Origin of the sequence: Pedobacter heparinus DSM 2366, from assembly GCF_000023825.1 — a bacterium.
Taxonomy (GTDB): Bacteria; Bacteroidota; Bacteroidia; order Sphingobacteriales; family Sphingobacteriaceae; genus Pedobacter; species Pedobacter heparinus.
In genome coordinates, this window is the sequence record NC_013061.1 from 1,191,046 (window position 1) to 1,215,549 (window position 24,504).

Sequence of the window (24,504 nt, forward strand, 5' to 3'; positions counted from 1 at the left end):
CCTATTAAAACAATAAGACCGAAGATGAAACGGACCACAAGTATTTTAAAAATGACAATGCTGTTGCTGCTGACTGCATTTACCACTTATGCTCAGCAGATTGGTAAGGACAATCCTTTACTGGGCGACTGGAAGACCAGCGATAATAAATATTATCTGCAGGTATTTCTGACCAAGGAAGGTGCCTGTAAGGCCAATCTGATCAATAAGCTAAATTCGCCTGAAGCGCCGCTTGCAGTGCTTTCTGCTGAACTTGCAGGAACTGCCCTTAACTTTAACGGGGATGGCTGGAGCGGAAAAGCAGAAAAGGGTAAGTTAAACCTGGTTAAAGGAACAGAGAAACTTGTGTTCAATCATTATGTCCGTACTTCCCCAACCATGGGAGCAGCGGCACCTAAGGATGCAATTGTATTGTTTAATGGTAAAGGCCTGGATGAATGGGGCAAATTGGCCCCTAAAGAATGGTTAAAACCAGATGGCCCTGTTGATGGCTGGAAAATTTTACCCGGTGGGATTCTTGAAGTTACCCCAGGTACAGGTTCCATCGTTACCAAAAAAGTGTTTGGAGATTTAAAACTTCATTTTGAATGTCGTTTATTGGGCGAAGTGACCAATGGTGGTGTATATTTCATGTCCAGATATGAAATAAATATCAAAGATTCTTATGGCCAGATCGGAGGTTCTCCATCCGGCGCTTTTGGAAACATTTCCAAACCGGCTGATTTTTATCCCAGTGTAAATATGGCGTATCCGCCTATGGTATGGCAAACATTTGATATCGAGTTCAGGGCACCCCGTTTCGATGCTTCGGGTACTAAAAAGATAGAAAGTGCCCGCATTTCAATTGTGCACAATGGGGTGCAAACTTATAAAGATGCCCCTATGGAAGAAGTTAAAGGCGCAACAGGAATTTTGGGCGAAGCAGGTGTAGGTCCGATTTATTTACAGGAGCACGGTACAGCTTATCAGTTCAGAAATATCTGGGTGGTAGATAAAACAGTTAAGGGTACAGAAAATGCGCATACGCCCGTAGTGGCATCTGCTGATGGCGCTGTGAAGAAAGGCGGTGGCGGTAAAAAAGGCGGTGGTGGCAAAAAGAATGGCACAGGTAAAAAGCCTGGTGCAGAAGGCGATACGGCTGCTGCCGGTGAGCAACCTGCCAAAAAGAAAGGCGGAAGTAGTAAAAAGAATGCCACTGCAGATTATGAAGGTGAAAAGAACCCGGCTTATGCCGCGGTAACCGTAATGATCACACCAGATTTAAGTGGAAAGCCGGCAAAACCTGTTGGTTTTAACCATCCCGGCGTATTGGTAAACCGTGCACAGCTGGACGAAATTAAGAAAAGGGTAGCTGCGGGAACCGAGCCACAGAAGTCGGCTTTTGAAGCCTTAAAAGAGAGTCCCCTGGGTGCTTTGGGTTATACCCCTCAGCCAAGGGATACCGTTTCCTGTGGTCCTTATTCTAAACCCAACCTGGGCTGTAAAGATGAACAGAATGATTGTGCAGCAGCCTATACACAGGCTTTGTTATGGTTCATTACCGGCAATAAAACCTATGCTGAAAGTGCCATCAAAATTATGAATGCCTGGTCAACAAATCTCGTAGGTGGGCATAATTATGCCAATGGCCCTGTACAGGCAGCCTGGTGCGGTTCGGTATGGCCAAGAGCTGCTGAAATTATCAGGTACACTTATAAAGGTTGGTCTGATGCGGATGTGCTAAAATTTCAAAACATGCTCAGGGTACAATATCTGCCATCTATTATTCATGGCGATTGTGAGAACGGCAATAAGGAACTGGCCATGGCCGAAGCAATTATCAATATTGGCGTGTTTAATGATGACCGTACAGTGTTTGACCTGGGTTTAAAAATGTGGAGGGGGCGAACTCCTGCTTATATCTATTTGAAAACGGATGGGCCAAAACCAATAGACCCTCCGGGCTGCGGACCGGCAATATGGAGCAATAAAGGCTATATGCCAGAACTTGTTGATGGTTTGATGCAGGAAACGGCAAGAGACTCCCATCACCCATGGATGGCTTTTGCTTCGATGGCAAATGCTGCCGAAACGGCCAGGCAACAAGGGGTCGACCTATACGCCGAAGAAGGTAAAAGGATGGTGGCTGCTTTGGAATTCCAGGCACAATACTTAAAACCGAATAAAGCTACACCACCTGCAGAATTACAATTTGCATTGCAGCCAACCTGGGAGATCGCCTACAATCATTTTCACAACAGAATGGGTATGAATTTGCCAAATATGAAACTGGTTCTACCTACCAACAGGCCAACCAAAGGCGATCACCATATGCTGTGGGAAACCCTTACGCATGCTGAAATGGGGAAAATAGGTGTTCCTGAACAGGTTAAAAAAGCAAAATAATAAACTATGATTTTTAAAAAACTGATCCCTGTAATGTTGCTGTTGTGCATAAGTACACAGTTAATGGCCCAGAAAACCAGAGCAGGTATTCCCGTAAAAATTGCACTGCAAGCTTATTCATTTAGTAAATTACTGAATGACAATGCCAAAGGCCGTGGTGCCGGAATGTCTTTGCCAGATTTGCTTGATTTTAGTGCTGAAAATAATTTTGATGCGGTTGACCTTACCGGCTATTTTTTTCCGGGTTACCCCAACGTTCCTTCCGATGAATACATCAACAACGTTAAAAGAAAAGCATTTCAACTGGGCCTCGACATTTGCGGAACAGGGGTGAAAAATGATTTCGCCAATCCGGACCCTGAAAAACGGGCAGCAGATGTAAAACATGTTAAAGAGTGGATCGATGTGGCCGTAAAACTGGGAGCACCTGTAATACGGATCTTTTCGGGCAACATTCCAGAAGGCTATGAAAAGCGATGGGACGAGATTGCCAGATACATGGCTGCCAGCATTAAAGAATGTGCCGACTATGGTAAAAAGCGAGGAGTAATGGTAGGTGTCCAAAATCATGGAGATTTTTTGAAAACAGGTGACGAAACCATCAGGCTCGTTAAAATGGTAAATTCCGAATGGTTTGGGGTAATTGTAGATTCAGGTTATTTTTTAACGGAAGACCCTTATGCCGACATGGCAAAGGTAATGCCTTATGCAGTTAATTTTTTGTTAAAGGAAAGCCCCATACCTGGTGGCAGTGATGTACGCATTGATCTTCCGAAAGTGATGAAGATCCTTAAAGACAGTAAGTACATCGGGTATCTTCCCATAGAAACGCTTTCGGCTAAAGGACCTGGAAAGGAAGGAAATAAATCAGCAGTAAAGAAACCGGCCTATGATCCTTATCAGGTAGTGCCTGTTTTCCTTAAGGAGGTAAAAGCTGCAGTTAAAGAAGCTTATAAAAATTAATATATCCGGTATGAAAAAATATACAATAGCCCTATGCCTGTTCAGTTCGGCGCTGTTTGCCCAAAATGCAAAACAGCCGGGTTCGGCAGTTAAAACAAGCTTAAATGCCTATTCATTTAATAAGAATATGACTGTCAGCAAGTCGATGACCCTTTTCCAGCTGCTGGATTATGCTGCGGAACAGAATTTTGATGCCATCGACATTACGGCTTATTTCTTCCCCGGATATCCAAACGTTCCCAGTGATGAGGTAATCAATAATGTGAAGAGGAAGGCTTTCCAGCTGGGCCTTGACATTAGTGGTACAGGTGTAAAAAATGACTTTGCCAATCCAGATCCTGCAAAACGCGCAGCAGATGTAAAGCACGTTAAGGAATGGATAGATGTAGCTGTAAAGCTGGGTGCCCCGGTAATCAGGGTTTTTGCAGGCCCTGTTCCAAGTGGTTACGAGGGTAAGTGGGATGAAGTGGCTAAATACATGGCCCAAAGTTTAAAGGAATGTGCCGATTACGGCCGGCAAAAAGGAGTGCTGGTTGGCGTACAAAACCATGGCGATTTCTTAAAAACAGCCGATGAAGCGATAAAGATCGTTAAGATGGTCAATTCTGAATGGTTTGGTGTAATTGTAGATACCGGTTATTTCATTACAAAAGATCCCTATGCAGATATTGAAAAGATAATGCCTTATGCGGTCAATTTTCAGATTAAGGAAAGCCCTTTTGGCCCGCGCAGTACCATAAAAACCGATTTGCCAAGGCTCATGAAAATCATCAATAAGAGTGGTTACAGGGGATACCTGCCCATAGAGACCTTAGAGATCAAAGGAGAACCACGCCCGGTACCGGACATTCCGTACAACCCCTTCGTTTTGGTGCCTGCTTTTTTGAAGGACTTAAAAGCAGCTATCCATTCTGAATATAAAAGAGAGCATTAAGTATAAATCAGAACAACAATGAATATTAGAAAAAAAAGAATGATGCGAAATGTATCCGCTGCAATTTTAACAGCTGGTATACTTTTATGCGGGGAGGCATTATTTGCCCAGGATAACCTGCAGATACAGAGAAAGGGGAAGGCTAGTGTTAAGATCAGTTTAAATGCTTATTCCTTTACAAAACCGCTTTTAGATAAAGTACGGGGCCGTGGAGCAGGAATGTCCTTATTTGAATTAATGGACTGGTCGGCCAAAAACGGTTTTGATGCGGTAGACCTTACCGGCTATTTTTTTCCGGGTTACCCGGCAGTACCCAGTGATGAGTTTATCAATGAGATAAAAAAACATGCTTTTAAACTGGGGCTTGACATCAGTGGTACAGGGGTACGCAATGATTTTGCTGATCCTGATCCTGTAAAAAGGGCGGCTGACGTAAAACATGTAAAAGAATGGATAGATGTGGCTGTAAAATTAGGCGCGCCTGTGATCAGGATCTTCGCCGGGCCAATTCCGGCTGGTTATGAAAATAAACGTGCTGAAATTGAAGCTTATATGGCTGCAAGTATGAAGGAATGTGCCGATTATGGAAAATTAAGGGGCGTACTGATTGGTGTGCAGAACCACGGCGATTTTCTTAAGACAGCCGACGAAACGATCAGCCTGGTAAAACGTGTCAACTCCGATTGGTTTGGTGTAATTGTAGATTCGGGGTATTTCATTACTGAAGACCCCTATGTAGATATAGAAAAAACTATGCCTTATGCCGTTAATTTTCAATTGAAACTAAGCGCTTTTGGCGCAGCAAGCCCTATAAAAATAGATTTGCCAAGAATCATGAAAATTGTTGAAAAAACAGGATATCGCGGTTATCTGCCTATAGAAACACTATCGCCTCAGGGCGGTAACAAAAACAAGAAAAATACACCAAACGCTGCAGACAAGGCCGCTTATGACCCTTATACGGTGGTGCCGGCATTTTTAAAAGAAGTTAAGGCTGCACAGCTGGCACAGTTTGGAGATTAGATTTTTACAACAGACATGACCAATGAAAAGATATAAACTATTGATACTGGCCTTTTTTGGTTCAGTTTGCGGTATAGCAAATGCCCAGGATAACATTAAATGGGAAAACCTTTTTGATGGAAAAACTTTAAATGGCTGGGAACAGGTGCAGGGTAGCGCCAGGTATGAAGCTAGGGATAGGATGATCATAGGTACAACTACTTTGAACTCGCCAAACAGTTTTCTGGCTACAAAAAAAAACTATGGAAACTTTATCCTTGAGCTGGACTTTAAAGTTGATGCGGGCCTGAATTCCGGAATACAGTTCCGGAGTCAAAAGGACAAAAACTACAAAGATGGAATTGTTCATGGCTACCAGGTAGAAATTGATCCCTCGGAAAGGAGCTGGACTGGGGGGATTTATGACGAAAAACGCAGGGGCTGGCTGGCCGATCTGAGTAAGAACGAAGAGGCAAGAAAAGCTTTTAAACCGGGCGAATGGAACCATTTCAGGATTGAAGCTTCTGCCTACCGGATGTATACCTGGATCAATGGGGTACTGGCCTCATCCTTAGTGGACGATATGTCCTCATCCGGATTTATCGGTCTGCAGGTACATGCCACCAAAGAGAGTAAACCCATGAAGGTTTACTGGAAAAATATCAAAATACAGAACCTGGATATGAACAGCGCCAGTCTGAACAAAGCTGCACAGGATTTGAAAAAGAAAGCCACAAAATCTGCTGTCAAGACCAGCCTAAATGCCTTCTCTTTTGCCAAAAAACTGAATGACAAATCGATGTCGCTTTTTGACCTGATCGACTATTCGGCCGCGCAGGGCTTTGATGCGGTCGACTTAACCGGATATTATTTCCCGGGTTATCCGGCCATACCCAGTGACGAATACCTGAACAACCTCAAAAGGCATGCTTTTAAAATGGGTATTGATATCAGCGGAACTGCCGTAAGGAACAACTTTGCCGATCCTGATCCGGCAAAAAGGGCAGCCGATGTAAAGCATGTAAAAGAATGGATAGATGTAGCCGTAAAATTAGGTGCCCCGGTTGTACGTGTATTTGCCGGCCCGGTACCTGCAGGATATGAAAACAAGTGGGACGAGGTAGCGAAATACATGGCCGCAAGTTTAAAGGAATGTGTAGCCTATGGAAAAGCGAAGGGAGTGTTAATAGGCATCCAAAACCATGGTGATTTCCTGAAAACAGCCGATGAAACCATTAAACTGGTAAAAATGGTAGATTCAGACTGGTTTGGTGTAATTGTAGATACCGGTTACTTTATCCAGGATGATCCTTATATCGATATAGAAAAGGTAATGCCTTATGCCGTAAATTTTCAGGTTAAGGAAAGCCCGTTTGGCGTATTGAGCCGCATACGGATAGACATGCCAAGGTTGATGCGTATCGTCAACAACAGCGGCTACCGTGGCTACCTCCCCATTGAAACACTAGGCGATAAAGTGATGAAGGGCCAGCCTAAACCAGCATTTCCCTTTCGGCCTTATGAACCAGATAAACTGGTGCCAGCACTTTTAAAAGAACTTAAAACTGCCATTGCAAACGAATATCAATAATCAAAACATTTCAATAGATCAGCTGAAGGAACATTTCCTTCAGTTAAGTAAAATACAATATGGACAAGAAAATTATACGTGCCGGAATAGTAGGATCTGGCTTTGCCGCAAGGTTTCATTACGATGCCTTACAACGCGTGTTTAGTACCAAAGTAGAAATAGCAGGTGTGTATTCTGTAGCCGAAGCAGAGCTGGAAGAATATACCCGGTTAAGAAAATTAAAAGCTTACCACAACCTGGATGAACTGATAGCAAATTGCGATCTGATCCATGTATGTACACCTCCTGTTACCCACGAACCTATTGTTATTGCTGCACTCAAACAAAACAAACATGTAATTGTAGAAAAACCTTTCACCGGCTATTTCGGGGATGGCAGTGCAGATTTTAACGGTGATACTTTTTCGAGGGAACTGGGCCTTGAACATACCCTGGCCAGCATCAAAAGAATGCTGGATGCCGAGCAGGAAAGTGAAGGCCGCATCATGTATGCCGAAAACTGGGTTTATGCGCCGGCAATTCAAAAAGAAAGGGAAATACTGGAAAAAACAGGGGCGCAAATTATCTGGATGCATGGCGAGCAATCCCATTCCGGTTCCCACTCTCTGGCTTACGGGCAGTGGAAATATTCCGGTGGTGGCTCTATGATCGGTAAAGGCTGTCATCCGCTTACTGCGGCCATCTATTTAAAGCATGTTGAGGGACGGGTACGTAATGGTGCCCCTATACGTCCGGTAACCGTATCTTCCCGTACACATGCCATTACACGCATGCCCGGCTTTAAGGATGAAGGACATTTACAGACCACCTTTAAAGACATTGAAGATTTTGCCATGCTGCACATTGTATTTGAAGACGGTACAATTGCCGATCTGTTTGCCAGCGAGCTGGTATTGGGTGGGGTAAACAATAAGCTTGAAGTAAATACGAGCAACCACCGCACCATTTGTAACATAGGGCCAAACGATGCCATGCAGGCATATACCCCAAATGAAGAAAAATTTAAGGATATTTATGTGGTAGAAAAAACAGAAACCAAGCAGGGCTGGTCTTCCATCTCTCCTGATGAAGGCTGGTTTAATGGATATCAGCATGAAATGGATGCTTTTTACAGGTCGGCCGCTTTTGGCGATCCTATAGAAAGCAACAGCAGCCTGGCTGCCGATGTGATGGCAACCATTTATGCCGGCTATGTTTCTGCAGAACGTAAAGGTACTGAAGTAACAATTACTAATTTATAGCTTTATTCCTTCGGGAATAATTAAACCGATAAAATTGATACATGGAAACGACTAAAATTGGTAATTATCGCTGGATTGTTTGCGGACTGCTCTTCTTTGCAACAACCATTAATTATATAGACCGGCAGGTGATCGGGTTGTTAAAACCCACGCTGGAAAAAGAGTTTCACTGGACAGAGGTCGATTACGGCTATATCGTGATGGCCTTTGCCGGTATGTATGCACTGGGCTATGTGGTTTTTGGTAGTTTTATTGATAAAGTTGGTACCAAGATCGGTTATAGCATATCTGTTATAGTGTGGAGCATCGCTGCCATGCTGCATGCTGTAGTTAAAGGCACAGTAGGTTTTGGTATGGCCAGGGGATTACTGGGGCTATCAGAGGCCGGTAATTTCCCTGCGGGTGTTAAAGCTGTGGCAGAATGGTTCCCTAAAAAAGAACGGGCCCTGGCTACAGGAATATTTAATTCTGGTACCAGCATCGGTGCAGTGGTGGCCCCAATTCTGGTACCCTGGATTTTGGGTATCTACGGATGGCAGGAAGCCTTCTGGATTACGGGCGCGCTGGGCTTTATCTGGCTCATATTCTGGTGGATCTTTTATGAAATCCCATCCAAACAAAAGCGGCTTAAAAAGGCCGAGTATGATTTTATACACAGCGATCCAGATGATGAGCTGCAGGAAAAGCCGGTAAAATTGAAATGGATCCAACTGCTTGGTTTACGCCAAACCTGGGTATTCATTGTAGGTAAGGTACTTACCGATCCGATCTGGTGGTTTTTCCTGTTCTGGTTACCGGCCTATTTTGCAGATACTTTTGCCTTAGACCTTAAAAAACCCAGCCTGCACCTTGCCGTAGTTTACGCAGCCACAACGTTTGGCAGCATTGGCGGGGGCTACCTGTCGTCTTATTTTATCAAACGCGGATGGCCGGTACTTAAAGCCAGAAAAACCACCCTGCTCATCGTGGCCATTGCAGTGGTGCCTATATTTTTTGCCCAGTTTGCTCCCAATATCTGGGTAGCGGTGGCCATCATCAGCATTGCAACCGCTGCGCATCAGGCATGGAGTGCCAATATTTTTACCATCGTTTCAGATATTGTGCCTAAACAAGCCGTAAGTTCTGTGGTAGGTATCGGTGGTATGTCGGGTTCCATTGCTTCAACTTTATTTCCGCTGCTGGTGGGTTCACTGCTTGCCTATTATAAAAATATTGGTAACATTGGTGCTGCTTACAATATTTTGTTCATCATCTGTGGCTGTGCTTATTTCCTGGCATGGTTCATTATACAAATGCTTACCAAAAAAATGAAACCTGTTGATTTTAGTAACCTATAACAATGAAATACGCTAAATTTAATTACCTCATGGTATTTTTGTTCGCCCTTTCCTGCAAATCTCCTTCTACGGAAAACGATGCAAAAATTAAACTGATTACACTGGATCCTGGTCATTTCCATGCAGCCCTTGTACAAAAATCCATGTATCCTGATGTAGATTCAACAGTTTACGTTTATGCAGCAGCGGGGAAGGACCTTGATCAGCACCTCGAAAAAATCGAAGGATATAACCATGCTGCTGAAAACCCCACTCATTGGAAAGAAGAAGTTTACAGGGGAAAGGACTTCCTGCAACGTATGATTGCCGATAAAAAGGGCAATGTAGTGGTAATAGCTGGAAATAACCATTTTAAAACTGCCTATATTGATGCTGCAGTGAAAGGAGGCTTCAATGTGCTGGCCGATAAACCAATGGCTATTGATGCAGCAAATTTTGAGCTGCTTAAAACTGCTTTTTCGATGGCTGCTGATAAAAAACTGCTGTTGTACGACATCATGACCGAGCGGTCTGAAATTACCAATATCCTGCAGCGCGAGCTGGCCGCCATACCGGAAATTTTCGGCAGCCTTCAGAAAGGTAGTCCGCAACAACCTGCGGTAGAGATGGAAAGTATACATTATTTTTATAAATACGTGTCCGGTAAAATCCTGACCAGGCCATCCTGGTTTATGGATACCAGTCAGCAGGGCGAAGGCATAGCCGATGTGGCCGTTCACCTTGTCGACCTGGTGCAATGGGCCTGTTTCCCCGATCAGGTTATCCGTTACGAAAAGGACATTCAGTTAAACAGCGCCAGTCGCTGGCCCACTGCAATTACTTTAAGCCAGTTCAATGCCATCACAAAAAGCAATGGTTTCCCCGATTACTTAAAGAAAGATGTAAAAGATACCCTGTTAAATGTGTTTGCCAATGGCGAGATCAATTATAAACTACGGGATGTATATGTAAAGGTAAGGGCCCTATGGGATTACAAAGCAAAAGCCGGTGGCGATTCACACTATGCTGTTTTCAGGGGCACAAAAGCCGATCTGGTCATCAGGCAGGGAGCAGATCAGGATTTTAAACCCAGCTTGTATATTTTGCCATCTGTTTCACCGGCAAATCTGTTTGCTTACGAACAAGCGCTTAATGATAAGATAAATGTTGTTAAAGCCAGGTATCCTGGTATAGAACTGAAAAAAATAGATAAAGGCTGGGAAGTACTTATTCCTGAGCAATATAAAAATGGGCATGAGGCACATTTTGCACAGGTAACCACCAGGTTTTTAGCTTATTTAAAAAATGGAAATATGCCAGCCTGGGAAGTTCCGAATATGCTGGCCAAATATTATACCACTACGCAAGCCTTATCATTGGCCATTAAAGAAGGAGAACTGAAGAAAAATGGGAAATAAAGTTAAATGGGGCATACTGGGCAATGCTAAAATTGGCAGGGAAAAAGTGATCCCTGCTTTGCAAAAAAGTCCTTACTGTAAAGTGGTGGCTATTGCTTCAAGGGATAAAGTACAGGTTAAAAAAACAGCCAGGTTATTAAAGATTGGAAAAGCTTATGGCAGTTACGAGGAACTGTTAAATGATAAGGACATTGAAGCGGTATACATTCCCCTGCCCAATCATTTGCATGTAGACTGGGCAATTAAATGCATTGCAGCAGGTAAGCATGTACTGTGCGAAAAACCAATTGGCTTGTCCTATACTGATGCGCTCCGTTTGATGGAAGCCTCGGCAGCGCACCCAAAAATTAAAGTGATGGAAGGCTTTATGTACCGTTTCCATCCGCAATGGATACAGGTTAAACGGCTGATCAATTTAAACAGGATCGGAGAACTTAAAATGGTACAGTCATTCTTTTCTTATTACAATGCCGATCCGAGTAACATTCGTAACAAGGTTGACGTTGGTGGCGGGGCATTGATGGATATAGGCTGTTATGGTATATCTCTGTCCAGGTTTTTATTTGGAGAAGAACCCGATAGTGTAATGGGTTCAATAGAACGTGACCCCGAAATGCATACGGACAAGATAACTTCCGGTATGCTGGAATTTCCTAAAGGCAGGGCCATTTTTACCTGTGCTACCCAGCTTATGCCCTACCAGCGTGTAAATGTGATGGGTACTGCTGGCCGGATTGAAATTGAAATGCCGTTTAACCCGCTTCCCGATCAGCAAACAAAAATAACCCTCTATACAAAAGAGGGCCAGGAGGACATGATCTTTGAAGCCGCAGATCAGTATACCCTTCAGGCCAGCGCATTTTCAAAGGCAATTGTAAATGATGAAGCTGTACCATATCCTATTCAGGATGCGTTAAATAACATGAAGGTAATTGATGCCATTTTAGAAAGTGCCCGGGTTAAAAGGGAGGTAAATTTTCCTGCTACAGGTGATAAAAGATAAAAAACGTGATATGAGTGAGTTAATTAAAAGTCAGAATTTTCAGCAGGGGGACAATATACCCTGGGAATATGCATCTCCGGGAATTCAACGGCAGATCTATGGATACGACAACCGTGTAATGCTGGTAAAGGTAAAGTTTGAAAAAGGTGCGGTAGGAACAGTTCATGAACACCCTCATACGCAGGTAAGTTATGTAGAAAGTGGCGTTTTTGAGCTGACCATTGACGGGGAGGCACAGATATTAAAAACCGGTGATGGTTTTTATGTTCCACCCAATACCTTACACGGATCAGTTTGTCTGGAAGCCGGTGTATTGATCGATGTGTTTAGTCCGCACCGTGAAGATTTTTTACCGCATGATGAAAAAGCATAAAGAATTAAGGGCCATGATTGATAAGATCATTGATGGCGTATCCGATCTGGTTCCCCTGTATCTGGAAAACGAGGAAGACCGGGCTAAAAGCAATGGAAATCTGGCCATCTGCCTGATCGATGCAGAAGGTATGGTGCATGGAAAAGTTTTCGGAACCGATAAGATCAGGGGCCGAGAAGCTTTTAGAGTAGCCTGGGTCAAAGCCAGCCAGGTTTGGATCACAGGTTTCAAAACCGGGGAGTATGAAAGGCTGGTCTTTAATAAAGAGATTGAAGAAGACAGGTTTGGGATCAGAAAACCCGACTATATAGGTTGGGAAGGGGGGCAGCCCATTACTTTGCCAGGAGGTAGCATCGTATCCGTTGGTGTCAGTGGCTTACGCAGTGTATCCGATCTTGAGATCGTGCTCCGCGCCCTTGACAGAATTCCAGGAGCAGTTATAAACAATGAGTTAAACAATATTTATCAAACCATCTAACAGAAAAAAAATGAAAAAAATTATTTTATCCATCTGCATCATACTTGCAGCAGTAACATTTGCATCCGCACAAGGCGGGGCCGCCAAACGTAAAGCAGAAATTACCCAGGGACTTAAAGAAGAGGTAAAACTTACCGATGCCCAGATTGCTTCAGTTTTAGCCATTGAAGCCGAATTTAAGCCTAAAATGAGTGCCATTAAAGCCGACCAGACTTTAGATGAAGTGGGCAAAAAGGAAAAAACAAAGGCAGTAAGGTTAGAAAAAACGAAAAAGATGGAAGCTGAACTGGGTAATGAAACTGCAAAAAAGGTAGAAGATTTTTATTCAAAACTGAAAAAGAAAAAACCTGCCGATGAGAAAAAAGAAAAATAATATACATTTTTCTGCAACTCAGCTCAGGGAATTCAGTACCCGGACGTTTACCTATTTTGGTGTGCCTTATGATGAGGCCGTACTGGCAGCAGATGTGCTGGCCTATAGTGATGAACACGGGATAGACTCGCACGGCATTGCCCGGTTAAAAACCTATTTTGATCTGCTGCGGGCAAAAAAGATCAATCCCAGACCGGAACTGAGGATGCTGAGAGAAAGGGCAAGTGTGGCCACCATTGATGGTGATAACGGTCTGGGCCTGGTTGTAGGTCCAAAATGTATGGAAATTGCCATTCAAAAGGCAAGGTTACATGGTTCAGGCTGGGTTAGTGTGTGTAACACCAACCATTATGGGGCCGCAGGCTATTATCCGGTAATGGCATTAAAAGATGACATCATTGGCCTGTCAATGACCAATACCACAAAAGGGGTTGCCCCCTTTAATGGTGCAGAAAAAATGCTTGGGACCAATCCCATTGCCATTGCCTTTCCCGGACTTAAAGAGCCGCCTGTGGTTATTGACTTTGCTTCCAGTGCCGTAGCTTACGGCAAAGTTGAAATTGCCGGAAGAATGGCAGAAGAAATGCCCTTGGGCTGGTGTATTGATAAACAGGGAAATCCCACTACATCACCAACCGACATGATGCAGGGCGGGGCCCTCTTGCCACTCGGTGCCGATAAAAATGGAAGCGGGCATAAAGGGTATTGTCTGGCAGCTATGGTCGATATGCTTTCCGCAGTTTTAAGCGGGGCCAACTGGGGCCCTTTCACTGTCCCGTTTGCTATTGATTCTGCACCAACAGAGCGGCAGGTAGGTAAAGGTATCGGACATTTCTTTGGTGCAATGGATATTGACGGGTTCAGGGATGTCAACGAGTTCAAAAGCAATATTGACGACTGGATCCATACTATGAGAAATACTGCTCCAATCCCAGGCACTGGAGGTGTTTTAATTCCTGGGGATCCGGAAAGAGAGGCTTACACACTAAGGATGAAAGAGGGAATTCCATTGCATCCCGAAGTTGTCAGCTCATTAAAAACTATTGAAGAATATACCGGGATTAAGTTTGATTAGTCGCCACAGCTAAAAGGGGTGTGGCAGCCAATACCTTAAAACCCCGAAAGCGTGAAATGTTATTATTTACCACTAACTTTAGACCTGTAAAAGGCATCAAAGATTATTACTGTTTTTCACGATGCATTGAGTTAGCATGGATTTATTTAATACAGGTACAGGAGCAGATCTAAACTTATTGCCACATGGGGGCATTGTAAATTATTATGGCAAACTTATGTCCCCGGCAACAGCAAACCATTACCTGCAGGTGTTGTTAAATACCATTGAATGGAAAAGTGACGAGGCCATCATTCTTGGAAAACATATTTTTACCAAACGTAAGGTAGCCTGGTATGGCGACCGAGAATTTGAGTACACCTATTCTAATACCACTAAAAAAGCTTTAGCCTGGACTGCTGAGCTGCTAGAATTAAAAGCAATGGCCGAACAAAAAACCGGAGAGACTTTTAATTCATGTCTGCTTAACCTTTACCATAGCGGCGAAGAGGGCATGGCCTGGCACAGCGATGGAGAAAAGGACCTGAAAAAGAACGGCGCCATTGGCTCAATGAGCTTTGGAGCTGAACGGAAATTCTCATTTAAACACAAGCAAAGCAAGGAAACTGTTTCCCTGATTCTGGAGCATGGCAGCCTGCTCGTGATGAAAGATACTACGCAAAGCAATTGGCTGCACCGCCTGCCACCTACAAAAATGGTGCACAAAGCCAGGGTAAACCTGACTTTCCGTACCATTACCACTTAAAACTTCCAGATTTCCCAAATCATTCCCGGTTGGATACCTTGTCGGGCACATTTTATTGATTTCTTTGTAGCATCATCTATCTGCATTTCAAAAATGATAAATAATGCAATCACAAATCAAATTACATCTGGCTGCCATACCATCAGGGGGCCAGACGGATGATCCGTTCTACAGTTGCAGCGCCATGCCCTTACGGATGGCGCAGGTTCAGAAATTTGGTATGAACCAAGGCTGTCTACTTGTTCAGTCGGCCAGTCATTACCTGGCCCATATTGAATTGTTCGAGTATAAGCTTGAACAACAGGCAAATATTCATTTCTCTGTAAATGAACCTTCTTTTTTTATGTATGCCAATCTGAATCAGAATTCCTGCTGGCTGTGTTACCGACCGGCCGGTAAATACCAAGAAACCATTGCTTCGGGGGCTCATCAGCTGCTGCTGATCACCTTCAGGCCCGACTGGCTAATCTATAAATGTCATAAAATGGAAGAACTGAAACCCTTTACGGCATTTTATCGCAACGCGGAAAGCGCATACAACAGGCTGCCATCCTTTGATATCGCTGCAAACCTGTTCAACGCTTTACAAAAAATGGATGCCAAGGGCAGCGATTTAATAGCCGATGCAGATGGTTATATTTTTATTAACCACTGCCTCAATAAATATTACAGGAAGCTTGCCGGACAAAATCCTACACACAACTATCACTTAGAGAAAGCAGCTGCCATTGCCCGTTTTGTAAAGGAAAATTATGCCTCAGCAATGGTAGATGACCTGCCAAAGATTGCTGATAGGTTTATGGTTTCAGAGCGGAGCCTGGCGCGTCTGGCCAGACTGGCTTTTGGTATTCCCTTACACGAGCAGGTAATCAATTTGCGCATGGCTTCGGCTTTTTCCCTGCTTTCTACTACCAACAAACCCATCTATGAAATTGCTCAGCTTAATGGTTACAATGATCCGCATTATTTTAGTAAGGCCTTTAAAAAATACTATGGCATATTGCCAAAAAGTGTTGAAAAAACATCTAAAAAATTAAGTGTTCAAGAAAAAATAACAGGCTAATATCATAAAAAAAATGGGGGTACAATCCTGCCATTCAAACCAATAGTTTTTTTGGCAGAATTGTACATTTTTTTTAAAAAAAATGTAAAGCAATTTTGAAACAGCAAAACGATAAAAAATACCCATTATGCAAATTACACTGAACAAAGAACCCAAATTGCAGTTGTCTGATAAAACAAGGGCAATTATTACAGACATCGCCATTTATCTGTTTGTCATACTTTTTATGTATACAGCAGCAAGTAAATTGTTGACCATAAAATCTTTTGCGAGTACCCTTGCCAAGTCGCCCTTAATCGGGAGTTACAGTCTGATTGTGGCCTGGGCCATACCGATCATTGAAATGGTGATCAGTATTTTGCTGATCATTCCGCAAGTTAAAAAATGGGGACTCTACGCATCATTTTTTCTGATGATCACCTTTACGGCATACCTGATGTACATGGTTTTTTCCGGCAGCAAGCTTCCTTGTCATTGCGGAGGGGTAATCAGTGAAATGACCTGGCAGCAGCACATCTGGTTTAACTTGGGTTTTGTGGCGCTGGCTATTACAGGATTGGTTCTAAACTATAAAAAGAAATAAAGATTTACGCGTAAAAACAGGGAGTTGCCGTAACCTGTATAAATAATGTACAGCAGGGAAAAATCATAAATAATTAATTACAAGCACATGAACAAGTTTAAAAAAGTAGCATTTGGCGTGCTCATCGCCGGTTTAGCGTTTGGGTTTAGCGCCTTTACAACAGTTAACAAAAGAGGAATAGTGGTGTATTATAAAATAGATATGACCAACCCATTGCCCAACAACCCTAATGGTTATTATTACTTTTCTGAAGACAGGTGTGAAGCAGGTGGGGATATATGTACCGCGCAATGGAATATAGGGGGCAATCCTATACCTACCCAGGATGGAGATGCATTACCTAGTACAGGCGTCACTTTCCAGCCAGGTTCGGTCAGATCAGGACATTTCGAATAATATAAATGGAGAGGTGAATTTTAAAAGGTTCACCTCTTCTAGTAAAAAATTAACGCTCATTTTGCTGGATGCCACTTAAGCGAAGCTCTTCCTCATCAATCGGAAAGACATAGCGCTTATCATTCGGTAACAGGGTATAGGTCTGGCCATTCAATACCCTGGTTAAGGTTACTGCAAACCTGCTGTCCCTGTTTAACCTTCTCAAATCGCTCCACCGGATGCCTCTAAAAATCAGCTCTTTTCTTCTTTCTGTCAAAATAAGTCTTAAAACCAAATCCGGATCATTACTTACCATATCTGTATATACGCCCTTCCACCTGCTTTTCAAAAGATGGTTCAGGTCTGCTAAAGCAGAGGGCAAATCTCCGTTTCTTGCTTTACTTTCTGCCCTGATTAGATACAGTTCATCTGTAGCCAGGCCGCCAAAAAAGTTTTTGTCGCCACTGTAATTCCCTCGGTAGGTTACACCAGCAGCTACACTTTTGAAGAATAATTGTTTACGATAGTCATCCGCTGCATACAATTCAAACAAACCGGGCTCTACAATCAAACGCGTAGCATTAAAAATTCCATAACTAAAAGTACTGTGAAAAATAACTTCAGTATTAAACCTTTCTACAGGGTAACTGGCATTGTTGTTCAGTTTAGAAAAGTCGAGTAATTCCGATTGGATCTTTAAGGCAGCATCTGCCTTTATTCCGGCTTGGTCATAGTTTTCCATCGCTAAGTAAACCCGTGCCAGCAAAGCATAGACAGCCTGCTTGGAAGGTCTGGTTTTATAAGTTGGATGACTACCCAGTAAATCTACAGCCAGGTCAAGATCTTTAATAATCTGATCATAGGTTTGCTGAAGCGTACTGCGTTTAACCTGAATGTTTACATTGTATTCCAGCCTTAGCGGTAAGCCCATTTCTGTAATTGCTGTAGATGCTACATAACTTTTGCAATACTCCTGCGCCAGGTGAAAAAAATCAAAAGCCCGTAAGAATAAAGCACTTCCCTTTACATTGTTCCATTCCTGTTGCTCGTTGGCAGCGGGTTTTATCTTTTCAATGCCTTCTAAAATCACATTGGCATTCAAAATGCGTTTGTATGACTCTACCCAATCCGTACTCGCTTCCCCGTTATAAAATTTTGACGTTTGTTCCCAGATATAGGCTGATTTTTCCTGGATAGAAAACAGATTTAGCCATGAGGTATTCGTTATATAGAAATCACCAGCTGCCATTTCCGCTAAACCAGAAGCCTGAAAAATGTTAAAAGTAGTGGAAGTGTTATCCAATAAAGCCTGATAATCTTTTATGGTATTGGGCACAACCAACGATTTATCCGGTTTAGCTTCCAGCCAGGTATTTCTGCAGGATGAGGAAAACATCAGTGGAAACATTAATAACCATATGAAATATCTTGTGCCTTTATTCATCATCATGATTAAAGTTAAAAATTTGCCTTTAATCCAAAAGCAAAACTTTTGGATAGGGGATTGGACAATCTTTCCTTAATAAGCGGAATCACATCCGGGTCTAATCCGAAATCATTTGCCTTCCAGATCATTCCCAGATTACTGGCATAACAGTAAAGCTGAACTTTTTTAAAAGGTATCCTTTTCCAGTTGGTTTGATCAAGGTCATAGCTCAAGCTCACATCCTGCAAACGGATATGATCTCCTTTGGCAACTGTAACAGAAGAATTGTTATAAAAAATATCCCTGAAACTGTCTGTTGCATAACTGGCCATAGATGGTACATTGGTAATCAGTTCATCCCCGGTTTTTTGCCAGCGGTTCTCATAATCCCTATTCATAAAGAATCCCATATTGCCAGTATATAAGTTTGTATAATTTATACTAGGTTTTCTGAAATAATAGCCTAGTTTATAGCTGATGTTAAAACCCAAAGTAAACTTACGATAAGAAAAAATATTGTTTAAGCCACCGAATACAGTTGGTCTTGCCGGCCCGTTGTATTCCAGATCATTTACAGAAGTGGTATTGACAATTGTACTGTAATTTTTGCTGACCTCATCATTTAAATAACCACGCGGATCACCATTTTCCGGATCAAGCCCCGCCCATTTGTAGCTATAAATTCCATATACTGGCCTTCCCAATACAGGTTTGGTGCTATAAGTCCCCACATAATAAGCACTTCTTGGCTCTATCACATCGTAAGAAGTCACTTTATCGTGTACAAATGAAAACAAAAAGTTAGTAGTCCATTTCAGTTCACCTCTTAAATTTTGTGAAATTAAAGAAACATCCATGCCATTGGCCTTCATTTTCGAATAATTTCCTCTTAAGGTTTTGATCCCTGTACTCGAAGCAAAAGCCTTATCGCCTAAAATATCCGTTCCGTTTTTAAAATAGTATTCCAGTTTTCCTGTAACAATCTGATCTTTCAGGCCAAAATCAATCCCGAAATTGGCAATACCAATTTTCTCCCAGCGCAGCTCGGGATTCCCAATATTAAGGATTCCCGCGTTGGGCAGCCCGGTGTAAAGCGCGCCTATTCCATTGTACCGGAAAGTAGTAATTCCGGTATTCGATTTATCCAGGTTTCCATTGTAACCATAAGAAGCCCTTAATTTTAAAATGGGTAACCAGTTTAGCTGATAAAAAGTTTCCCTGTCTACGTTCCATAAAGCACCGGCCGACCAGAGCGGGACATTTTTCTGATTGGTTTTTACCCCAAAATAATTCGATCCATCAATCCTGGCACTAGCCGATAATACGTATTTGTTGTTAAAACTGTAAGCTAGATTGGCAAACACAGACCTGATCCTGTCCAGCTTTCCAAAAGGCGCAACTCCGGTATTGATTTTACCCGTACCTGAAGGGTTTAAATTAAAGGTACTTGTAGAGTCAACAGGTATGGATGTACCTGTTTTCTGATCATAACCATAATCAAAATGGTCACTGATATCAGAAGAAAATTCTGACAATTCATAACCCAATATAGCCGAAACTGCAGAATTTTGTAGATCTCTCTGATAAGCCAGCTGAGCCCGAAAATTATTGGAAACAGCTTTGCCATTTGCACTATAAAGAATTCCGCCCAATGGAATATGATACCCGCTTACCCTGTCTGAAGTCAAAACAGAATATTGATTGATCAGGTTCCTGCTCTGGTAAGTCTCTAAACTATTGTAACGTTCGGTTTTGTTGTCAAGCAACTGGTACTGGTATTTTAGTGCGGCACTTAAGCCGGGTATTATGGTATATTTCAAAGCACCATTTACACGAACATCATTATTTTTTGATATAAATGGAGATTTTCCCAGTTCGGTTAAAGGTACATAAGACCAATCCAGAAATCCCTTTGTCAACGCCTGTTGTTTATAATCAGCGCTGAAGTTCTTATCAAATACAGTTGGATTGCCATTGGCATCCCTGAACTGATAATAAGGTGTAAAATTGACATCAGAGGTTTCTCGTATGGTACTGTCCACTCTTGATGCAATCCTTGTATAGTTAAAACCAGCTTCAATTTCCAGGTTCTTTATTGGCCTGAAGGTATTTTGACTATTGATGGTTATCCGGTCATTGTCATTGTTAACCAGGCTGGAAAGTGTCTTGTCATAGCCCAGTGAAAAATAGTGACTCGATCTAGCTGTTCCGCCACTTGCATTCAAAAAATATTGCTGGGAAACCGGTTTGCGGTAAAAGTATTTCAACTCTTCATTACGGATGTCATTTCCACGCAGGGCATTTAATTGTTTTTCCGTTTCGGCGGCAGACTGTCCCTGCCTTTGTTTGTTCAGGATTTGCACTACCGGCGAAACAACCGGATAATTAACCTGGTCTGTCAATGCAGCATCGTACTTTCCATTGTTAAACAGAAAAGTTTCAATATCGATGAAATCCGATGAAGACAGGTGGTTCGGATTGTAAAAAACATCCGGTTTGCCTGCAACAGTAATGTTGGTATTTAAAGAAATGTTTAATGCTTGTCCGGTCTTTCCCCGTTTGGTACTGATCACGATTACACCATTTCCAGCCCTTACGCCCCAGATAGAAGCTGCTGCTGCATCCTTCAATACCGTAATATTGGCCAGATCATTCGGGTTGATGGAATTGAAATCACCATTAAAAGGAAAATTATCCAGGATAATCAGGGGCTGATCATTTGCAAAAATTGTACTTCTGCCCCTTATAGATAAATCCAAATTACCAGAATTGCTGTTTACTGTATTTTTATTGAACAGCAAACCACTGGTTATACCTTCCAGCCTGCTAAATATATCAGGACTAACCCTCCGGTTTAGTTGCGCACTGTCTACGAGTGCAAAACTTCCTGTTGCGCGTTCTTTAGGGATGTTTTGATAACCTGTACTTACAATTTCAACCTGTTGCAGGAAAAATTCCCTTTCCTGAACAATAGGGATAGGATTATTCGCGGGTTTAGGATTTGTGGTTTGGTCAATACCTGCTGCAGGTCTTTTATCTTTTACAATAATTGCCTTACCCATAATGGTATAACTAAGCTGGAGTCGGGCCGAAATGTCATCCATTACTTTCTTAACATCGGCATCCTTGTAGCTGATGTCTATGCGCTGGTTCACATTGAATTCCTTTTCATTCCAGGCCACACTAAAACCGGTCTGCTGTTTGATCTCCTTAAAAAGCCTTACCAGGGAAACATTCTTTTGTGTATAATTGAGTTTCTGGGCCTTTACGGCCACACTGAGTACCAATAAAATAAAAATGACAAACCCCTTTTTTAAATGCATTATTGTACAACAGTAACCTTTCTGCCTTCCACTTTAAACTTAACATTTGCAATTACTTCAAGCATATCCAGCACTTCTACAATATTTGCGGTTTTAGAGATGGTACCACCTAAAAGCGCATTATCCGGAGTTTTGTTCTGATAAACAACATCTACATCGTACCAGCAGGCAACTATGCGCATAACATTTTCCAAAGGCATATTCCTGAATGCGAATTCTCCGTTTTTCCAGGCCAGGGCTTCCTCAACATCTATACTTTTTACAGCTAAAGCCGAGCCTGTCAGGACGGCTTGCTGATTGGGCTTAAGCACCACTGCCTGGCTTAATTTAAGGTAGTAACCAGCTGGTTTAACACCATTCGTACGCATGGGATCGAGCAATGACGGGTCGGGGCTTTTAGCAAGTTCATTATTTCGGGATGATGGGGTAACCCTTACGCTTCCTTCAACCAAAGTAGTTTTTACTTCAGCTTCATTGTTGTAGGCCCTCACATCGAAGTGCGTTCCTAAAACCTCTATTTCCTGACCTTTGCTTTCCACAATAAAGGGTATCCTGCGTATTTTACCATTTGTATTGCTGCTTATTTTAGCTACTTCAAAATAAGCTTCCCCATCCAGGCTCACCCTCCGTTCGGTCAGTCCCGCAAAGGTTGAAGGAAATTTCAGGTGGCTGGTTGCATTTAACCAAACTTTTGTGCCATCGGGTAGGGTAACCTGATACTGCTCTCCACGTGGAGTATGCAATGTCAGCCCTGCAGCTTGTTTTTGGGAGGTAACAGGAATGGAAGTTCCATCATTGTAGGTTAAACTACCGGCGTTTATAACCACTCCTTTTTTGGTATCATCCAATAGCAGCTGTTCGCCACTGCCTAAGGTTAATGCAATTTTATCGGAAACGATGGTGGTAGTATTTTCATCAGGCAGGGCTGTATTGGATTTAAAAAACATCCAGCTCAGGCCAATTAACGCCATAGTAATTACAGCTACAGAACTTAAACCTGCAACCAATTTTTTAGAGATGGCCTGTTGTGGTTTTTTATACTTATCGGTTCGCATGTCCCTTAGGGCAACCAATACACTGCCAAGGTCAAAATGCAGTTTATGAGAATAAATGTTGCCCGCATCTTCCTTATGGTCAAGAAAAGCCATCAGCTCATTGTAAGATATTTTACCAATAACATGGCCATTATGGTACACAGGCCAGTTGTATGCCTCATCATTACGCATGAGCACCAATACTTCAGCAACCAATTGCTGGGAATGTAATTTAATCTGATTCAGTTTATAATGCGTTAAATTTAAACTCTTTTCATATCCTCAACTCAAAAGTATGGAATTTTACTGCTTTATCCGCAAAGCAAAGCTCATTTTATTGGCAACTTTCATTAATAGACAATAAAATAAGTTATTGCTTATCACATTCTTAAAATTAGATAATTTTATGGATATCCCCTAATGTTTCTTAAAAATTAAGTCCTGCTAGTCAGTACAGTTGATTTCTTAACCATAATTGTTGCTCCTATTTTCATAAAAAACGTTATCTTTCCGCCTGCATATGGGCTTTTTGAATTTTTTAACCAGCATTATCTGCTTTTTTTTATTGCTGTTCTCCTTCAACCTGTTTTTCGCCAAACGGGGTAATCCTGTATTGAATTATTTACTGGGAGTTATCTTTTTTTCGAGATTCGGTCAAATGTTGGTCCTTTTATTGGTAAACTCAAAACAGCAGACTTATTTTCCTTTTTTTCATCAGCTTTTTACCCCATTGTACTTTGCCGCCCCGGCTTGCTTTTACCTTTATGTCAGCCATTTTATTAACCCGGATAAAAAATTACCCTACAAGGAGTGGCTTCATTTTATCCCTGCTGCCCTGGCCATTATCCATGTTATCCCATGGCCTTTTGCTCCGGTTATCAACTGGCACGATATCTTAAAACAGATCACTGATAATAAACAGCTTTTTATTAACGAAAGGAGCGGGATATTACCGGCCTATTTATATTCTGTAGGCAGGCCTGCATTGGTACTTGGTTATTTAGCCGCCACCTGGTATAGGGTGTTAAATTCGGAGGTATTGAAAGCAAAACCCAAAGCAGATACTGGTAAGAAATGGATCTTACTTTTTGTAAAGGCAGCAACGTTTTTCCAGCTCGTTAGTTTTTTGCCATTGCTCAGTACAAGCCAGGACAGAACTTATGCCAATTCCATATTTGTGATCATCAGCTGTCTCGTTTTGATTGTTATTGTTGTGTTCATCCTACATCAGCCGGATATTTTTTACCGTTATTTAATAACGCCTATTGATGGTATAAAAGTCGCAGATAAAGGCCAGGAAAGGGTAGAAGATACTACATTGAATACCGGTAGTACTAAAAAAATCATCTTATTACCTGAACAATCAGCTGCATACGCAGCTGAGATGGAAGCCTTAATGGCAGCTAAAAAGTTATACCTGATATCGGATTTTCAGATTGTTGACCTGGCTGCTGAAATGAATATTTCTGTTCATCACTGCTCATTTGTAATCAACAACGTAATCGATAAAAACTTTCGTGATTGGATAAATGGTTACCGCATTAGCTATTTTAGCACACAATATCCACTTCACGCGCACAAAATGACCATTGAAGCCATTGCTCATGAATCTGGCTTTAAAAGCCTGGCAACTTTTTACAATGCCTTTAAAAAAGAGACAGGTTTGATGCCCAAAGCCTATTTCTCACAAAAGAAGGTATCATAAATATCATCACTTTTTATACAACTATTGAATGGTTAGAGGAATTTAATCCCCAGTTTTAACTATTAATTATAATAAGCTGGGTAATTTTGACTACAATT

At 42.1% G+C, this 24,504-nt stretch carries 21 protein-coding genes; 18 read left to right on the forward strand and 3 right to left on the reverse strand.

Annotated elements, in window-relative coordinates:
- Nucleotides 1-24: 24 nt before the first annotated feature.
- From PHEP_RS05095 to PHEP_RS05175, 17 genes are all read left to right on the forward strand, one after another.
- Nucleotides 25-2,385: a 3-keto-alpha-glucoside-1,2-lyase-like domain-containing protein gene (locus PHEP_RS05095; protein ID WP_012781182.1), complete on the forward strand. Its 2,361-nt coding sequence runs from the start codon at nucleotides 25-27 to the stop codon at nucleotides 2,383-2,385.
- A gap of 6 nt (nucleotides 2,386-2,391) precedes the next feature.
- Nucleotides 2,392-3,348, forward strand: coding sequence for a sugar phosphate isomerase/epimerase family protein (locus tag PHEP_RS05100; RefSeq protein ID WP_012781183.1), 957 nt, complete (start codon nucleotides 2,392-2,394; stop codon nucleotides 3,346-3,348).
- Between the two features lie 10 nt (nucleotides 3,349-3,358).
- On the forward strand, nucleotides 3,359-4,282 hold the full coding sequence (locus PHEP_RS05105; protein ID WP_012781184.1) for a sugar phosphate isomerase/epimerase family protein: 924 nt from the start codon (nucleotides 3,359-3,361) through the stop codon (nucleotides 4,280-4,282).
- An 18-nt stretch (nucleotides 4,283-4,300) separates the two neighbouring features.
- Nucleotides 4,301-5,305: a sugar phosphate isomerase/epimerase family protein gene (locus tag PHEP_RS05110; protein ID WP_012781185.1), complete on the forward strand. Its 1,005-nt coding sequence runs from the start codon at nucleotides 4,301-4,303 to the stop codon at nucleotides 5,303-5,305.
- 22 nt (nucleotides 5,306-5,327) lie between these two features.
- Nucleotides 5,328-6,875, forward strand: coding sequence for a 3-keto-alpha-glucoside-1,2-lyase-like domain-containing protein (locus PHEP_RS05115; RefSeq protein WP_012781186.1), 1,548 nt, complete (start codon nucleotides 5,328-5,330; stop codon nucleotides 6,873-6,875).
- Nucleotides 6,876-6,934: 59 nt separating this feature from the next.
- Nucleotides 6,935-8,116, forward strand: a complete 1,182-nt coding sequence (locus PHEP_RS05120) for a Gfo/Idh/MocA family protein (RefSeq protein WP_012781187.1) — start codon at nucleotides 6,935-6,937, stop codon at nucleotides 8,114-8,116.
- A 41-nt stretch (nucleotides 8,117-8,157) separates the two neighbouring features.
- A complete protein-coding gene (locus PHEP_RS05125; protein ID WP_012781188.1) occupies nucleotides 8,158-9,453 on the forward strand; it encodes an MFS transporter in 1,296 nt (431 codons plus the stop codon).
- Nucleotides 9,454-9,455: 2 nt separating this feature from the next.
- Entirely contained in the window at nucleotides 9,456-10,850 is a 1,395-nt protein-coding gene (locus tag PHEP_RS05130; protein WP_012781189.1) for a putative oxidoreductase C-terminal domain-containing protein, read from the forward strand.
- Nucleotides 10,840-11,853, forward strand: coding sequence for a Gfo/Idh/MocA family protein (locus PHEP_RS05135; protein WP_012781190.1), 1,014 nt, complete (start codon nucleotides 10,840-10,842; stop codon nucleotides 11,851-11,853). The genes PHEP_RS05130 and PHEP_RS05135 overlap by 11 nt, the downstream gene beginning before the upstream one ends.
- A gap of 10 nt (nucleotides 11,854-11,863) precedes the next feature.
- Nucleotides 11,864-12,226, forward strand: a complete 363-nt coding sequence (locus PHEP_RS05140) for a cupin domain-containing protein (RefSeq protein WP_012781191.1) — start codon at nucleotides 11,864-11,866, stop codon at nucleotides 12,224-12,226.
- Nucleotides 12,210-12,704 (forward strand): GlcG/HbpS family heme-binding protein, encoded by a 495-nt coding sequence (locus tag PHEP_RS05145; protein ID WP_238326542.1) that lies wholly within the window; start codon nucleotides 12,210-12,212, stop codon nucleotides 12,702-12,704. The genes PHEP_RS05140 and PHEP_RS05145 overlap by 17 nt, the downstream gene beginning before the upstream one ends.
- Nucleotides 12,705-12,714: 10 nt before the next feature.
- Nucleotides 12,715-13,077: a hypothetical protein gene (locus tag PHEP_RS05150; RefSeq protein ID WP_012781193.1), complete on the forward strand. Its 363-nt coding sequence runs from the start codon at nucleotides 12,715-12,717 to the stop codon at nucleotides 13,075-13,077.
- Nucleotides 13,058-14,152 carry an Ldh family oxidoreductase gene (locus PHEP_RS05155; protein ID WP_012781194.1) on the forward strand — a complete coding sequence of 365 codons (1,095 nt, stop codon included), beginning with the start codon at nucleotides 13,058-13,060 and terminating at the stop codon, nucleotides 14,150-14,152. The genes PHEP_RS05150 and PHEP_RS05155 overlap by 20 nt, the downstream gene beginning before the upstream one ends.
- Nucleotides 14,153-14,288: 136 nt before the next feature.
- Nucleotides 14,289-14,897, forward strand: coding sequence for an alpha-ketoglutarate-dependent dioxygenase AlkB family protein (locus tag PHEP_RS05160; RefSeq protein WP_012781195.1), 609 nt, complete (start codon nucleotides 14,289-14,291; stop codon nucleotides 14,895-14,897).
- Nucleotides 14,898-15,000: 103 nt separating this feature from the next.
- Nucleotides 15,001-15,960 carry a helix-turn-helix transcriptional regulator gene (locus tag PHEP_RS05165; RefSeq protein ID WP_036675192.1) on the forward strand — a complete coding sequence of 320 codons (960 nt, stop codon included), beginning with the start codon at nucleotides 15,001-15,003 and terminating at the stop codon, nucleotides 15,958-15,960.
- 127 nt (nucleotides 15,961-16,087) lie between these two features.
- On the forward strand, nucleotides 16,088-16,543 hold the full coding sequence (locus tag PHEP_RS05170) for a MauE/DoxX family redox-associated membrane protein (protein WP_012781197.1): 456 nt from the start codon (nucleotides 16,088-16,090) through the stop codon (nucleotides 16,541-16,543).
- A gap of 87 nt (nucleotides 16,544-16,630) precedes the next feature.
- Complete coding sequence (locus PHEP_RS05175; RefSeq protein WP_012781198.1) at nucleotides 16,631-16,939, forward strand: MerR family transcriptional regulator; 309 nt, start codon at nucleotides 16,631-16,633, stop codon at nucleotides 16,937-16,939.
- Between the two features lie 49 nt (nucleotides 16,940-16,988).
- Here PHEP_RS05175 and PHEP_RS05180 read toward each other — a convergent pair whose 3' ends face one another.
- Genes PHEP_RS05180 through PHEP_RS05190 form a run of 3 tightly spaced genes read right to left on the reverse strand, consistent with a single transcriptional unit; the run spans nucleotide 16,989 to nucleotide 22,917 of the window.
- The gene (locus PHEP_RS05180) at nucleotides 16,989-18,368 is read right to left on the reverse strand and encodes a RagB/SusD family nutrient uptake outer membrane protein (protein WP_012781199.1); all 1,380 of its coding nucleotides are present in this window, start codon (nucleotides 18,366-18,368) and stop codon (nucleotides 16,989-16,991) included.
- 8 nt (nucleotides 18,369-18,376) lie between these two features.
- Nucleotides 18,377-21,667 carry a SusC/RagA family TonB-linked outer membrane protein gene (locus PHEP_RS05185; RefSeq protein ID WP_012781200.1) on the reverse strand — a complete coding sequence of 1,097 codons (3,291 nt, stop codon included), beginning with the start codon at nucleotides 21,665-21,667 and terminating at the stop codon, nucleotides 18,377-18,379.
- Complete coding sequence (locus PHEP_RS05190; protein ID WP_143715698.1) at nucleotides 21,667-22,917, reverse strand: FecR family protein; 1,251 nt, start codon at nucleotides 22,915-22,917, stop codon at nucleotides 21,667-21,669. The genes PHEP_RS05185 and PHEP_RS05190 overlap by 1 nt, the downstream gene beginning before the upstream one ends.
- Nucleotides 22,918-23,374: 457 nt before the next feature.
- Between PHEP_RS05190 and PHEP_RS05195 the strand changes: the two genes are divergently transcribed.
- The gene (locus tag PHEP_RS05195; protein WP_162141684.1) at nucleotides 23,375-24,406 is read left to right on the forward strand and encodes a helix-turn-helix domain-containing protein; all 1,032 of its coding nucleotides are present in this window, start codon (nucleotides 23,375-23,377) and stop codon (nucleotides 24,404-24,406) included.
- The last annotated feature ends 98 nt before the right edge of the window (nucleotides 24,407-24,504 follow it).